Here is a 15,684-nt window from a genome sequence, read left to right as displayed (position 1 = left end):
CGTCGGCCCTGGAGGGTTGCTCATGGGGCGACCCGGCGGCGTTCGCGGGCGGGCTGGACGCGGCCCATGATCCACATCACCAGCGGGATCACCACGATCGCACCGACCACGTCGTACCCGGCGGCGATGCCGAGGCGGACGCCGAACTCGCCCCAGTCGACCGACGGGTCGTGCAGCAGCGATCCGGTCGCGCTGTAGATGAAGAACGACACGGCCGTCCCGAGCACGACGGTCAGCGCGACGCCGAGCGGCCCGACCGGGCTGCCGGAGGTCTCGCGGCGGATCAGCCCGGCGATGTACCCGGCGATCGCCAGCGACAACGCCCACCGGCCGGCGGTGTGGTCGGCGGGCGGCACGACGTCGAGCAGCAGACCGCCCATGAAACCGGCGATCGCACCCCACTCAGGCCCGCGGGACAGCGCCAGCGCGATCACCACAATCAGCGTCAGGTCGCACGTCACCCCGGCGACCGCGACATTCGTCAGCACGGATGTCTGCACGGTGACGGCGATCATCAGGAACAGGGCAGCCAACCCGATCCGTAGTGCAATCACATCAGTTCCCCTTCCCTGTGAGTTGTGGGCGCGGCGCCCGGGCGGGTGGCCCGGTGACCACGCCGACCGTGTCGATCCGGGTCGGATCGACGTACGGCTTGACGGTCGCGGTGGACCCGAGCGACCCTTCGTTCGCCGTCACCGAGGTGACGACGCCGATCGGGACACCCGGCACGTACGGCGCGTTGCCGCTGGAGCCCCAGGTGACGATCCGGTCGCCGACCTTCGGCCGTGCCTTCGGGTCGATCAGCTTGTAGTCGAGGGTGCCGCCGACCTCGCCGCGTCCGGAGACGAAACCGAGCGCCATCGACGCGTTCAGCCGGCCGCCGACGGTCGAGTTCCGGTCGCCGATCAGCAGCACGGTCGCGGTCCCCTGGGTGGTCCGCACCACCCGGCCGACCAGACCGGTCCCGTTCAGCACGGTCATGTCGGTGTGCACGCCGTCCGCCGTCCCGGCGTCGATCGTGACCGTGTGGCTGAACGTCTGCGCACTGCCGATCCCGATCACCCGGGCCGGCGTCATCGTGTACGCCGGCGCGACCTTGAGCAGCTTGTCCAACTCCTGCGCCCGGTTGCGGGCGTAGTCGGAGGTGGTCAGCTCCCGGGTCAGGTCCTCGTTGTCCTTCTTCAGTTTTTCGTTCTCTGCTTTCAACCTATCCATTTCCGCGAATCTGTCGCGGAGGTTGTCCACAGGCTGCCGGGCCGAGGTCGCGGTGGACTCCAGCGGGCCGAAAACGCCGGCCGCGGCCTCCCGCAACGGCTCGACCGGCGAACCGGCCGACCGGCGGGCGTCGAGCACGATGAGCGTGAAACAGGCCAGGACCACCAGCAACAGCACGGTACGGCGGCGGCGCACGTCACGCGACGTACCGGCCGACCGCAGCGGAGCCTCCCCCGCCGACCGGAACGCGCTCCGGGGCGCGGTGCTCCGGGACGACGTACTGCGAGACGGGCTACCGAGGTCTTTGAGCATCGCCTGCTACCTCAGCGCCGGTTGTCGGTGACCAGGATGCGGTTGAGGGTCTCGATGTTGTCGACACACTTGCCGGCGCCCAGGACGACCGCGTCCAGCGGGTTCTCGGCGACGTGGATCGGGATGCCGGTCTCGTGCCGCAACCGCTCGTCCATCCCCTTCAGCAGCGCGCCGCCGCCGGTCAGCACGATGCCGCGGTCGACGATGTCGCCGGCCAGCTCCGGCGGGGTCTTGTCCAGGGTGGCCTTGACCGCGTCGACGATCGCGGTGATCGGCTCCTCGATCGCCTGCCGCATGTCCGCCGACGACACCTTCACGGTCCGCGGCAGGCCGGAGACCATGTCCCGGCCGCGGATCTCGCTGTCCGGGCCGTCGGTGGTCGGGAACGCCGACCCGATCGTCATCTTGATCTGCTCCGAGGTGGCCTCGCCGAGCAGCAGCGAGAACTCCTTCTTGCAGTAGTTCACGATCGCCTTGTCGATGGCGTCGCCGGCCACCCGGATCGACTGGCTGGTGACGATGCCGCCGAACGAGATGACCGCGACCTCCGTCGTACCGCCGCCGATGTCGACGACCATGTTGCCGGTGGCGTCGCGGACCTCGAGGTTCGAGCCGAGCGCGGCGGCCATCGGCTCCTCGATGATGTACACCTTGCGGGCGCCGGCCATGTACCCGGCGTCGCGGACCGCGCGCTGCTCGACCGCGGTGATCCCGGACGGGACGCAGACCACGATCCGCGGCTTCGCGAAGTACCGCCTGCGGTGCACGCGCTGGATGAAGTACCGCAGCATCTGCTCGGCGGCGTCGAAGTCGGCGATCACACCGTCCTTGAGCGGCCGGATCGCGGTGATGTTGCCGGGCGTCCGGCCGATCATCTTCTTCGCCTCGTGCCCGAACGCGACCGCCTCGCGCGGCTCGTCGGTCCGGGTCGCCACCACCGACGGCTCGTTCAGCACGACACCCCGGCCGCGCACGTAGACCAGCGTGTTCGCCGTCCCGAGATCGACCGCCATGTCGCGGCCCAGCATGCTGTTCGCCACCGCGGCACCTCCCAATCGACCCCAACTCAGGCTAAGCGCCGCCCGCGCACAGCCCGTGGACCGACACGACCCGTCCGCCCAGAACAGATCGTACCGGTCCACGCTCTGACAGTGATCAGCGGCTGAACGGCGTCACTACTGGCCTCCCGTCCATTCCTGAATGTTGACGATGAACCCGAGCCCCAGCTGGGTGTAGTTCCACGGCGACGCCAGCCGGGTCCGGTCGACGAAGTTGAACCCGGCCTCCTCAGGCAATCTCAGGAACTTCAGGAATCCGAGCATCCCTGCACCAGTAACGAGCTGGGTGCAGCTCATCGCTTGACCAGGGCCTTCGGTCCCGCACCCGATCCCGTCCTTCACCATTGCCGTCATACCGGCGATCGTCGCGAGCGGCCACAGCGGCGGGATGAGCGCCAAGACACCCGAGATGGTGCCGATGTGGTCCCAGACCCATTTGCCGACGATGAGTGAAGCGTTCGAGTGCGGGCCGCTCGTACTGAGGATCAGACGTTGCGCGGCCGCGATCTGGCGGTCGTTGCAGGACATCAGGGTCGCACCGGAGGAGTCCGGGTTGCAGGCGTTCTCGAGGGCGTAGCGGCTGCCGTCCTCGCGGTAGTACCAGATGTCGGACGGGTCGTTCCACAGGTCCTTGTCCTTGATCGCCGCCCGGCGGTCGACCATCGATGGCTTCGGCTTCGGCTTCGGCTTCTTGTACTTCGGCGCCCGCGAGTAGCCGCAGTTGCCGAACATCGAGCTGTACTGCCCGGCCCAGCTCTTGGTGCAGTAGTCGCCGTAGCCGCGGGAGGTGGACCGACGGGACCCGCCCGGTTTGTAGACACCGGCGTCGACGGATTTGCCGCCGTCTCCCTCGAAGTACTTCAGGCCGTCGGGGTCGCTGAAGGTGGCTGGGCTGTTGTTGGCGTAGGCGTAGGCGTTGAGTTGTTGGGGGTCGTCCGGGTCGATGACGGGGTCTACCGACAGGAAGCGGCCCAGGGTTGGGTCGTACTCGCGGGCTCCTAGTCTGGTCAGGCCGGTGGTCGCGGTTGGGGTGCCGCCTACGAAGCCTCGGGTGCCTCCGGGCCAGGTCATGGCGGTGCCGCGGGGGGCGCCGAAGGGGTCGAACAGGCGGCTGGTGATGGCCAGGGTGGTGGCGTTCAGTGCCGTCTGGTTGGTTCCGAAGCGGTCAGGGATCGTCCACGTCAGGCCTCCGGCGGTGCGGACGCCGATGCCGTCGTAGTAGCGGGTGCCCTTCAGGACGCCGTTCGTGACTGTCAGCTCCCCGTTGCCGACGAACAGCGTGCTGGATCCCGCGTCGCGGCGGATCAGTACCTTGCCGTCCGCGTCGTACACATAGTTGCTGCTGCCGACCGACGCCAACTGTCCCTCGTCGTCCCAGACGAGCGGCTGCGGCTGACCGTCCGGTCCGGTCCGGCTGGTCGTATTGCCGGCGGCGTCGTACTCGTACGCCGCCACGGTCGATCCGGTCGTGACGGAGCGGACCGCGTGCGGCAAGTCGCCGCCTGGCTGGCCGTACGCGTAGGTGCTCACCTTGTCCGCCGTACCGCCGAGACCCTTCACGGTCGCCGCCGTGCGGTTCCCGGTGAGGTCGTAGGTGTACTCCTGCCAGTACGGCGCCGGCCCGCCGATCCGACTCGCATCCGGAGCGGCGGCACACGCATCGGTCGCCGTCCAGGCAGCCGTCGTACGGCGTAGGTGGTCGTAGCGGAAGCACTGCGTGTCCAGCGAGCGGCCCTGCACCTGGTCGGTGACACGAGTGACGTTGCCGGTCGGGTCGTACTTGTAGGTCTGGTCCGCGGCCATCACGTTGCCCGCGGAGTCACGATGCGTCTTGACCTCCTCGAGCCGCCCGGTGCCCTGGTCGTAGAAGTTCGTTCGCCAGAGCGTCCGGTCCGTCGGCCCGAGGACGAGCTGCGCCACCTCGGCCAGCCCGGTGTACTTCGTGTCGTTCACGTACGGCGTCGCGCCGGTCATCTTCTTCTGCAGCCCGAGATCGTCGTACGAGTAGTTGAGCGTCTCCACGTCGACGTCACCGAGCTTGGGCAGCTTGGTCGACCAGACGCTGCCGTTGTCGGCGTACTCCTGCGTCGTGGTGTAGGTGTTCGCCAGCACGCCCTCCACGGCAGGGATGACGACCTGTTCGCCCTGTGCACGTCCGGCCTCGTCATAGCTGGTCACCGCTCGCACATAGGCGTTCGCACCGACGTACCGGGTCGAGGACGTCAGCTGCCCCTTCGAGAGCGTGTCGTAGACAGACTTGGTCAGCAGCGGGCCTGCTGCCGACCCGCTGCGCGTCTCCACCTTGCGCCCGAGAAGGTCGTAGGTGGTCACGACGACCTTGCCACGTGCGTCCGTAGCGCTGACGAGCTGATCGGCGTGGTCGTACGTCATGGTCGCGACACCCTTGTCCGGGTCGTCCGCCTTCACCTTCCGGCCGAGTACGTCATATTCGTAGCGCCAGACGTTGCCCGCGGAGTCTTTCAGCGACGCCAGCTCGCCACGCTTCGTGTAGGTATAGCTGGTGGTCTCGGCCGTGCTCTCCGTGGTCCTGCCCTGATACTGCAACCTGGCCGTGGTCCGGCCGCGGGCATCGCTGACCGTGGTGGTCAGCGTGCCGCCGTCGGGCGGCAGCACGGTGACCCGGTCACCGCCGTACGTCGTTCTGGTGCGCCACTTCTCCGTCCCGAACTCGACATGTGCCTCCGCGGTCACTCGCTCCGCTCCGTCGTAGCCGATCGCCGTCGCGTTCGGGACCTCACCGTGCACCAGGGAAGCCAAAGCTGTGCCAGGGGCGGCGTCGGGGTCGTAGTACGGCGCTCGCTTGAAGTACACCAGGCCGCGGCTGTTCGTGTACTCGTCGGTGAGGATCCGGCCGCCGAGCGGGCTGGGCGACTGCGTCTGCCGCAGCCGCAGGAATCCGTCCAGCAACTGGTACGACGCAACCTGGGTGCCGTTGGCGGTCAGGGTGAGCGTCTTCACCCAGTTCGGTCCGCCGGAGTTGCGGACGCCGTACGCGAACTGAAGGTGCGGTGTCTCCAGGTTCGCCTCCGTACGGCCGGGTTTCCAGACAGCGGTGAGACGTCCCAGCGCGTCGTACTTCAGCGTCGTGATCCGGCCGTCGGGATCCGTTTGCTTGACCGGTTGTCCCAGCCGCGGGTCGATGGTCTGGGTGCTGACATGGCCCAGCGCGTTCGTAGTCGTCACCGAGGTGTTCACGCCGTTGGTGTCGCCGTACGCAACCGTGGTCGGCCGGCCCAGAGCGTCCTTGGTCTCCAGCGGACGGCCGAAGGCGTCATAGGTGGTCGTGCTCCTGGTCAGGTACGCCGGAGTCGCACCGCTGTACGACTCGGCCTGCTCGACGCGGCTCGGGTTGCCGTACTGCGGGACCGTGTCGACGGCTCCCCCGTCGTACGACGTCCTGACGTCCTCGACGGCGTCCGCCGGGTACGACGGTGTGGCGCCACAGGTCACGCCGACGGTCCGGACGCGCGAGGCGAGGTCCATCAGCCACTTCGCGGTGTTCCGGTTGTACGTCGTCGTCGTACAGCGGTCGTCGGTGGCCACTGCGGTGTCGCCCCGGTCGTCGACCTCGGTCTCGTTGCCGTAGGCGTCGTAGGTGGTCCGCACCTCGGTAGTACGGGCGCCGCCCGCTGCCAGCGCCGTCCGGCCGACGGTCCGGGTCTGTTCGACCTGATAGGACTCGTACGGCGCCTGTACGGCGGTCCGGCGGGACCACGGGTCGTTGATCGCTCCGCCGACCTCCGGGCCACCGACGTCGTTGTAGGTGATCTCCTCGCGGACCAGCCCGGCGTACTGCTTCGAGTCCGTCAGGACGGTGCCGGTGCTGTCCTTGATACCGACGGTCTTGCTCCCGCCGGCTGCGGTCCGGTCGCCGTTCATGCCGCGGAAGTACTGGTAACGGGTCGCCGACTGGGGACTGTTCGGCTCCTGGGCCTTGTCACCACGGACGACCAGCACCTTCTCGTACCCGCGCCAGTCGGTCCAGCTGCGGTACTTCGGATCCGAGAGCGGGTTCTGGTCGTACGCCCAGGCTGGAGTGCCCTCATAGGTGTACTTGGTCCGTCCGGCGAAGTTGCCCGTGAGCAGGTCGTCCTCCGTGACCTCGCTGACGACGTACTTGTGGAACCAGTCGTTGCGGGGCTCCACCTCGGGTTCCATCAGCCACCGGACCGGGAAGCAGCGCTTGCCGTTGCTGTCCGGTGCCGGCAGTGCGCCGGGTGCGCAGTCCTTCCCGGCGTACGCGACGTTGATGCGGCCGCCGGACTCGCTGGTGACGGTGATGAGGCGAGGCCGATTGAGCGCCGGCAGACCGTCGGTGAGCGAGTCGACGCGGTTGGGCTTCATCTCGTAGTCGAACTTCACCGGCGGTAGACCGACGTACGTGTCGGTGGCAAGGCCGGTGCGGGTGATCGAGTCGAGCCACAGCGGCGCGGAGGTGCCGTCGCCCGGCGGCGGGTAGCTGTGGGCGAGGTTCCACTGGTTGACGTGCGCGTAGTTGACGCCGCCGGCCGAGACCTGCGTGTTGATCTTGGACAGCCGCTTGGTCGTCCAGAACGTCGGTGACAGCTCGTCCTTGCAGTCCGCGGCAGCGCATTCGAGGGTCCAAGGCACGTCTGGCCAGGACTTGGTGTCGTGCACGGCGCAGTTCTGGTTCGGAGCGCAGCGGTCGGCAGTGGTGAGTACGACTCGGGCCGGGGCTGTCGCGTAGGCGTTCCCGGCGCGCAGGCCGTACTCGATCCGCTTGAGCGAGCCTGCCCGCGTGTACGTCGCCACGGACGCGCCGAGGTTCTGGCCGTACTTGCCGGTCTCGACGTCGTAGTAGTAGCTCATCGCGTTGTCGTTGCGGTCGACGACGAAGTCCAGGTTCCAGCGATACGCCTGCTGGCAAGAGCTGCTCGCGAACGTCGCCTGATGGCAGGGCTCCCCGGCGTCGTTGCCGTAGACCGGCACCGTCCAGGTCGAATTCGTGGTCGCGCGACCACTCGCCCAGCCCGGCAGCCTGGTCAGGCCGAAGTAGTACTGCGTTCCGTCGGGGGTGGTGATCCGCCAGTACTCGCCGTCGTCGTCACCGTTGATCCCGCCGGTCCGCAGCAGATGCTCGACCTTCGTCCCGTCGTCGTTCTCCGGGTGCCAGACGCCGTCCTGCAGAACGAGGCGCCCGGACCGCTGGCCCAGCGACAGCACCGCGTTCTCGGTCTCCCAGCACAGGTCACCCGTCTTGGTCTTGCCGTTGTTGCCGTCGAGGTCGTCCGCGCAGCCCTTGTAGGAGCGCTCGATGAACCCCCCGCCGAGGTCCCAGCCCTCACCGACCCAGGACGGCTGGTTGTTGGTGGCAACGGTTCGCCCGTCCACGGACTGCGACGAGTACGCCGCCTCGAGGTCCGGCACGAGTCCACCCGGCACCTGCGGCACCTGGAACGGGTAGGACCAGCTGAAGCCACCGCTCGCCGTGGACACTTGCCACTGACCGGACGGTGCGAGGGAGGTCGCCTTGTACGTGCCTGCCGAGCCGCTCGCGTCAGCGGCTACGGTGAAGGCCGAGGTCACACCGCTGACCGGTACGTCGGCGTACAACCGTGCGCTGTCCGTGTCGTTGCCCTGAGCCCCGACCGGGCGGCCGTCCGTACCCAAGACGCGCAACCGGGAGGCCCAGTCACCCCCGAACGAGTCACGGAACGTCGAGTAGTCGAGGAAGACGCGCACGGTGCCCGGAGCCTTCGCTCCGTCGGTGCGGCGTACCCGGAACGTCAGCTGGTCCTTGACGCCGCTGCCGGCGTCGAGCTTCACCTCCACCGTGGCCGGAGAGGTCCGGCCCGAGCGCGCCACGCTGATCGGGAGTCCGCTCGTCTTGGCGGACGCACCGACGGTGAGCTGCGCGACCCCGTCCTTCGGCCAGTCCGTCCGCGCGGCTGGAGCCGGCGGGCGGGGCTTCTCGGGCACTGGCGCCGGTACGAAGTCCTTCGTCGCCACGGTCGGCGTCGGCGGCAGCGCCGGGCTCCCCGGTTTCGGCGCCCTGGCCTCCGGTCGGGCGGCCGCCGCGGGCACGGCCAGGGACAATGCCAGGAGTCCTGCTGTGGCTGCGGTCCAACTGCTCCGCCATCGAGCAAATGATCGTTTCGTCATCACTGTGTCCTTCAACGTCAGAGAGAGGCGGCGACGTAGCCGACCGAGCGGACCAAGGTGTGCTGATCGCCCTCACACCCGGCATCACGGGAGTCGAAGAGTTCGCCCCAGGAGGCACGGCACCGGAACACTTCGGCGCGACCGGGCGCGGCGTCGGTCCAGCCGTAGCCGGAGACGGCGACAACCGTCTTGCCCTCGCAGCCGGGATCGGTCGAGGTGAAGCTGTCCGATCCGTCGCGGCACAGCATCCACGGCGTCGTGCCGGTCAGCTGCCGCATGGCGAGGTACCCCAGTGAGAATTCGGCGCGCTGGGTCGCCGCCTGCTTCGCCGTACTGCTGATGTGGTCGTAGGGATGGTTCGTGGCATTCGTACGGACCAGTGCGAAGTACGGCCGGACGTAGCCGAGCCGGAACTCCGCCGTTGCGCCCGCGACCCCGTCGCAGTTCTCGTCGTTGGAGGCGAAGTGAGCAACCATGGAGATGTAGCAGCGGTAGACCGGGACCGTCTCCACACCGGCCGGCGGACTGTTCCAGAACTGCCCGACACTGCCCAGCACGGTGTGCCCCGCACAGGTCGCGTCCAGGAAGTAGTCCGTCGCACCGTTGCGGCAGGCGTAGATCGTGGTGGTATTCGCAGAGCCGGCCGGCGCCGGGACGCCCAGCGACTTCTGGAAGTGTGAGCTCTGCGGGACCGGTCCGTTGGTGACCATGCGGAACCCGTTGGTGTCCATGAAGTACGACAACTGCCCGGAGTACGCCGTCCGCCGGGTGGTCACAGGGTGGGCCAGTTCGTCCTGAACCTGCCCCTCGGTCCGCACCCCTGACCACACGTGGACATCGTCAATCTCTCCGGCGAACGGGGTCGCCACCTGCCCTGCCTTGCGAGCTGCGCCGACCTGGAAAGCACCGACCGCGTTCCATTTCGCCTGTGCGGCGACGTATCCACCCACCTGGCGGCCGTCGACGTACAGCCGGATCTGACCGGTCGCCTGGTCGTAGAGGCCGGTGAGCAAGGTCCACTCGCCCACAGTCGGAGCACTGCTGTCGGTGACGGTGACAGGCAGATCGGTGGCGCTGTCGGCCTGCGAAAGACCGAAGAACCAACGCCGCTTCGGGCCGTCGTACCCGAGCTGGAAGCCGCTCGACTGCTGACCGTCCTGGCTCAGGACCGTCCGGCTGACGTCGTCGACCGCGTCGAGCTTGACACGGGCGCTGACGGTGAAGCTGCTGTCGGTCCGGACGACAGCCGCCGGTCCGGTGATCCCGCCCGACCCGTCGAGTCGCACCGCTCCCGTGCCAACGGCACCCGCCGTACGGGTCACACCTACCGCGGCCGTTCCCAGGCGGTAATTGCCCGAGACATCCGAGATCTGCGCTCCGGCGGATTCGTCGAGCGGCCAGAACACCTGCTCCGCCGCCGGTTTCCCGGCCAGGTCGTCGATCTCCGCGGTCGTGAGCACCCGGTCGAAGACCTGCACGTCGTCCAGCGAGCCGAGCCAGTTGTCGGCACCGGTCGCCTGGTACTGCGCCCTGCCCAGCTGGGTCGCACCGGCCGCACGCCAGGGAGTCGAGTGACTCGCCGTGGTGCCCTGGACACCGTCGACGTACAGCGTGACCTGTTTGGTGGAGTCGTCGAAGACTCCGGCCAAGTGGGTCCAGCGGCCAGGAACGGCCGGGCCCACCGACGCCGCGACGTGACGCGCCGCGGCGTCGGCGTCGCTGGCCGGCATCATGAAGTTCCACTTCTTGGTGTTCGGGTTGTACTGCAGGAAGAACCCGCTCAGCCGGGAGCCGTTCTGGCTCACCGCGGTTCGGTAGACCGTCCCGGCCTGGTCCAGCTTCACCCAGGCCGACACCGTGAACGACTTGCCCGTGTCGACGGCCGGCGTACCGGAAGCGGTGACGTACGCGGACTGGGAGCCGTTCAGCCACAGGGCATCGCCGTTCCGGCCGCCCTTCCACTGTGCCGCCGGTGCCGCCGGCCGGACACCGTCACGGTGACCCGCCGCGTCGTCCACGACAGCCGTGTCCACGCCCTCCCCGTTCAGCCGCCAGGCCGCGGTCGGAGAGCCGCCGTTCTTGACGAAGAACTCGTAGACCGTTGCCGCGGCCGAGACGTTGCCCGCCCGGTCGACCGCACGAACGCTGAGGAACTGCGGTCCGTAGTCCGGCGGTGTCACCAGCGCGTGGGCTACGCCGTCACTGCCGACCGTGGCGTAGCGGTTCTCGAAGGCACCCAGCAGTGAGTACCGGAAGCCCGCCACGTCGGTGTCGGTCAGTCCCGCCGTGAAGGTGAATCCACCGGTGAACCCGACTCCCCCGGACCTCGGACACGAGGCTGCGGTGCACTCGAGGTAGGTGTCCGAATGCACGGCCGGAGCCTCTTGCGGTGCGACCTTGTCGATCGTCAGGTCGCAGTACCCGCTCCATCCGGAACCGTCCACGTCGTCCGATGCGAACGCGCGGAACGACAGCCGGCTCCCGTGGGCGGCGTTCGCCGCGGGCACACCGGCCTTGAAGGTGGTTCCCGAGGCGAACAACCCGGTGGTCGCGCCGCCGATCCGGTTGTGCGCGCGGTCGGCCCACTCGAACACGGCGCGGATCAGCTGCGGGTCGTCCTCGGTCGCCTTCACGGACAGCACCGGACCGCGTGTCTGATCCTCCTCTTCGCCGCTGACGGCCGGGTTCACGAAGATCTCCTGGCCGCGGCAGAGTTGGCCCTCGACGGCCAGGTCGGTGGGAACGCCCGGCCGGGTGTTGTACGTGACCGACAACGTAGGCCTCGTCCCGAACTTCTTCCACGCGTACTGGTCGGCCTCGTTGGTCGCGGACAGCGCGATCGTCGCCCAGCCGCTGTGCAGGCTGAGTCCGTCGTTCACCGCCCGCACCGCCGACCAGCCGAGCCAGATGTCCTTGCACTGCGGCGGCATCACGTCACCGAGACTGGTGGCGATCCCTGGCCGGTTGTTCCAGTTGGTACCTGTGCCGACCGGCGCGGTGCTGGAGGCCCGGACCGTGCGCGGACGGGAGCAGTCAGGCACGTGGTCGAGGAACGCGTTGAAGCTCGCGCTCTTGATCAGCTTCCGGCCGCCCAACAGATCGCGTACGTCGAACCTGAAGTACGACCGTGCCACACCGATGCCGTAGCACTCGTTGTTCGCGTCGTAACAGTCGCCGACCTTGGCGACACCGTCACCGTCGCCACCCCAGTACTCGTCCTCCGGGTGGCCGGAGAACACCATCGCCCAGCCGTACAGCGGTCCGGTCGTGTCGGGGTCCAGATAGACCGGGTACGTCGTACTGCGGCTGGTCAGCAGGTTCTGGTCCGGGCTGATCGAGAGCGTCGTACCGGAGAGCTTGGATGTTCCGACGGCGCGCTTGCCCGCGGCGTCCCACATCAGCGGCGCGCCCGCGGTGTAGACGAGTCTGCCGGTGCTGTCGTACGCGCCGAAGCTCCCGGCCTTTGTGTCACGGACAGACAGTCCGTCGGCACTGACGCCGAGGCGGAGTGTGCTCAACTGCTTCGCAGCGGCGGCGTTGTGGATGACGAAGACCTTGGAGAAGCCCTGGGCCTTGGCGGTCAGGCGCAAGTCGACGCCGGGAAGGACATCCCGGTACGTCGCGGTGCTGCCGTCCAGGGTCGGCCTGGGCAGCGCCTTCGGCCAGCTGTACGACAGCTGCGTCCCGTCGGCGCCGAGGCGGACGAGTGGCCCGTTGCCGCCCCCGGAGAAGGACGTCGGGATGCTGGTTGCGCGCGGGCCGACGGTGCCGTCGGTACGGCGTTCGAGCGTCGTGTCGACCGGGGTCCAGCCGGCACCACGCCGTACCCGAACGGGCTCGGTATGGAACGTCTCGGTGAAAGTCCCGTCGGGATTGGCCACCACATCGCTCGTGGCGGTCTGCGCCGACGGCACCGGCACGGGCTTGCCGGACTGACGCGCCAGGTCAGGGGCGGTGGGCGGTCGGGCGGTAGTACCGGCGTCGGCCGGCACTGCGGGAAGCAGCAGAGCGATCGCACTGACAAACAGCGCAGCGGACCGGCGAAGGGCATGCGGCGATGACAAGGGGTCCCCTCCCTGAGCACATGGGGTGAGAGATCACCCCGCCCAGAGGATGTGGGACCGCGCTTTCAGTTTCCTTTCACAGCCGCACGGCCTCGAGATCGTCGACGGTGCCGGACATGATTGTGCGGACGTTCGCGGTGAGGTGCTCGAGCGGCCAGTTCCACCAGGCGAGCTCGAGCAGCCGGTCCACCTCCGCGTCGGCGTACCGGCGGCGGATGAGCTTGGCCGGGTTGCCGCCGGCGATGCCGTAGTCCGGGATGTCGCCGGTGACGACCGAGCCGGACGCGACGATCGCGCCGTGACCGATCCGTACGCCGGGCATCACGAGCGTCTGGTATCCGAGCCAGACGTCGTGCCCGATCACGGTGTCACCGCGTCCGGGCAGGCCCGTGATCAGGTCGAAGTGCTCGGCCCAGGAGCCGCCCATGATCGGGAACGGGTACGTCGACGGGCCGTCCATGCGGTGGTTGGCGCCGTTCATGACGAACTTCACGCCTTCACCCAGCGCGCAGAACTTCCCGATCACCAGCTTCTCCGGGCCGTAGTGGTACAGCACGTTGCGGGTCTCGAACGCCGTCGGGTCGTCCGGGTCGTCGTAGTACGAGAACTCCCCGACCTCGATCAGCGGCGACTTCACCAGCGGCTTGAGCAGCACGACCCGCTGCTGCTCAGGCATCGGATGCAGGACCGTGGGGTCGGGGAGCATCGACGGGTTCACGGCAGGTCGGGGAACCAGATCTTGATTTCGCGGGTGGCGGATTCTTCGGAGTCGGAGCCGTGGACGAGGTTTTCGCGGTTGGAGAGGGAGAGGTCGCCGCGGATGGTGCCGGGGGCGGCCTTGCGGCCGTCGGTGGCGCCGTTCAGGGCGCGGACGACCTCGATCGCCTCGTCGCCCTCGAGGACCAGCGCGACCATCGGGCCGCTGGTGACGAAGTCCCGCAGCGGCGGGTAGAAGGCCTTCTCGACGTGCTCGGCGTAGTGCTGGTCGGCCAGCTCACCGTCGATCGTGCGCAGGTCCATGGCGACGATCCGGAGCCCCTTGGCCTCGAACCGGCCCAGCACCTCACCGACCAGGCCACGGCGGACCGTGTCGGGCTTGAGCAGGACCAGGGTGCGCTGCGACATCTGTCAACTCTCTCTCGAAATAGCCGGGGCGGATGAGCCTAACCGGTCTGTGCCTGGTGTGCCTTCTTGGCGTGTTCGATGCGGCGGCCGAGGACGATGGCGGCGACCCAGAAGGCGGCGAAGAAGACGCCGAGGACGAACATCACCGGGACGACGAAGCCGAGTCCGACCGCGCCGACCTGGACCAGCGAACCGAGGACGTACCCGGCCTGGAACCGGAGCAGGCCCGCCGCGAGCAACGCGAGTACGAAGAGCCCGAGACAGACCGGAATCGCGACCGCGGGACGGATGTCCGCGACCGAGATCATCACCGGTGTGACGAGGGCGAGCACGACCGACTCGAACGCGAGCACGATCGACGCGAGCGACCTCACTGCTCGCCCTTGCCCTTGCGGACCAGCAGCGCCCGCGCCTCGCCGGCGGTGATGACCGAGCCGGTGACCAGTACGCCGCCGCTCCCGAGCGCGACCGCGTCCTCCTCGGCGAGCCGGATCGCGTCGTCGATCGCGTCGATCAGGTGCGGGCGGACCAGGACGCGCTCCTCGCCGAACACCTCGGCGGCCAGCTGCCCCAGCTCCTCGGCCGGCATCGACCGCTCGACGAAGCTGTTCCGGGTGCAGACGACCGTTTCCATGATCGGTTCGTACGCCTCGAGGACGCCGTACACGTCCTTGTCCTTCATACAGCCCAGTACGCCGATCAGCGGCTGGAACTGGAACGCCTCCGACACCGCGGCCGCGGTCGCCTCCGCGCCGTGCGGGTTGTGCGCGGCGTCGACGACGATCGTCGGGCTGTTCCGGACGACCTCGAGCCGGCCGGGGCTGGTGACCTGCTCGAACCCGGCCTGCAGCAGTTCGGTGGTGACCCGGCCCTCGGTCTCCGGACTGGCGCCGAGCAGGGCCTCCACCGCGGCGACGGCGGTGGCCGCGTTGTGCGCCTGGTACTCACCGTGCAGCGGGAGGAACAGATCGTCGTACTCGCCGCCGAGGCCCTTGAGCGAGACGACCTGGCCGCCGACCGCGAGCGCCCGGCTGACGACGCCGAACTCGATCCCCTCGCGGGCGACCTGCGCGCCCACCTCGGCAGCCTTGCGGAGCAGGACCTCGAAGACCTCCAGGCTCTGCTGCGCCATCACCGTCGTACCGCCGGGCTTGATGATGCCGGACTTCTCGCCCGCGATGGTGACCGGATCCGCACCCAGCAGGTGCGCGTGGTCGACCGCGACCGGGGTGATCACCGACACCGCACCGTCGGCGACGTTGGTGGAGTCCCAGCTGCCGCCGAGGCCGACCTCGATCACCGCGACGTCGACCGGGGCGTCCGCGAACACGGCGTACGCCATCGCGGTCATCACCTCGAAGAACGTCAGCGGGTGCTCCTGCTCGGCGTCGACGACGTCGAGGTACGGCGCGATCTCCTCGTACGCGCCGACGAAGCGCTCCTCGCTGATCGGCTCGCCGTCGAGCGTGATCCGCTCCCGGACCGACTCCAGGTGCGGGCTGGTGAACCGGCCGGTCCGCAGCCCGGTCTCGCGCAGCAGGGTGTCGATCATCCGTGCCGTGGACGTCTTGCCGTTGGTCCCGGTCAGGTGCACCACCGGGTAGGCCTTCTGCGGGTCGCCGAGCAGCTCGACGAGTCGCCGCACGCGCTCCAGGGTGGGCTCGATCTTGTGCTCCGGCCAGCGCTGCTGGAGCCGTGCCGATACCTCGGCGAAGGAAAGGTCGCTCATCAGAAAGCCAAGTCTAGGAGGGGTCTGTGGATAACCG

The 15,684-nt window shown here is 68.6% G+C and carries 9 protein-coding genes; all 9 read right to left on the bottom strand.

The features are described 5' to 3' along the window. Positions 1-20: 20 nt before the first annotated feature. Positions 21-554, bottom strand: coding sequence for a rod shape-determining protein MreD (gene mreD, locus E0H50_RS19465; RefSeq protein WP_131290380.1), 534 nt, complete (start codon positions 552-554; stop codon positions 21-23). Position 555: 1 nt separating this feature from the next. Next, positions 556-1,527, bottom strand: a complete 972-nt coding sequence (gene mreC, locus E0H50_RS19460) for a rod shape-determining protein MreC (protein ID WP_131290377.1) — start codon at positions 1,525-1,527, stop codon at positions 556-558. Between the two features lie 11 nt (positions 1,528-1,538). Further along, complete coding sequence (gene mreB, locus E0H50_RS19455) at positions 1,539-2,567, bottom strand: rod shape-determining protein (RefSeq protein WP_272948512.1); 1,029 nt, start codon at positions 2,565-2,567, stop codon at positions 1,539-1,541. A 135-nt stretch (positions 2,568-2,702) separates the two neighbouring features. Further along, positions 2,703-8,729, bottom strand: coding sequence for an RHS repeat domain-containing protein (locus E0H50_RS19450; protein WP_131290374.1), 6,027 nt, complete (start codon positions 8,727-8,729; stop codon positions 2,703-2,705). Positions 8,730-8,746: 17 nt separating this feature from the next. Continuing rightward, positions 8,747-12,793 carry a LamG-like jellyroll fold domain-containing protein gene (locus E0H50_RS19445; RefSeq protein WP_131290371.1) on the bottom strand — a complete coding sequence of 1,349 codons (4,047 nt, stop codon included), beginning with the start codon at positions 12,791-12,793 and terminating at the stop codon, positions 8,747-8,749. 76 nt (positions 12,794-12,869) lie between these two features. Next, entirely contained in the window at positions 12,870-13,499 is a 630-nt protein-coding gene (locus tag E0H50_RS19440) for a CatB-related O-acetyltransferase (RefSeq protein WP_131290368.1), read from the bottom strand. A gap of 8 nt (positions 13,500-13,507) precedes the next feature. Next, positions 13,508-13,918: a nucleoside-diphosphate kinase gene (gene ndk / locus E0H50_RS19435; RefSeq protein ID WP_131290365.1), complete on the bottom strand. Its 411-nt coding sequence runs from the start codon at positions 13,916-13,918 to the stop codon at positions 13,508-13,510. A 38-nt stretch (positions 13,919-13,956) separates the two neighbouring features. Then, complete coding sequence (locus E0H50_RS19430; protein ID WP_131290362.1) at positions 13,957-14,292, bottom strand: DUF4233 domain-containing protein; 336 nt, start codon at positions 14,290-14,292, stop codon at positions 13,957-13,959. After that, positions 14,289-15,647, bottom strand: a complete 1,359-nt coding sequence (locus tag E0H50_RS19425) for a bifunctional folylpolyglutamate synthase/dihydrofolate synthase (protein ID WP_131290359.1) — start codon at positions 15,645-15,647, stop codon at positions 14,289-14,291. The genes E0H50_RS19430 and E0H50_RS19425 overlap by 4 nt, the downstream gene beginning before the upstream one ends. Between the last annotated feature and the right edge of the window lie 37 nt (positions 15,648-15,684).

The organism is Kribbella sindirgiensis, assembly GCF_004331435.1.
Taxonomy (GTDB): Bacteria; Actinomycetota; Actinomycetes; order Propionibacteriales; family Kribbellaceae; genus Kribbella; species Kribbella sindirgiensis.
This window is presented reverse-complemented; position numbering and strand designations above follow the sequence as displayed.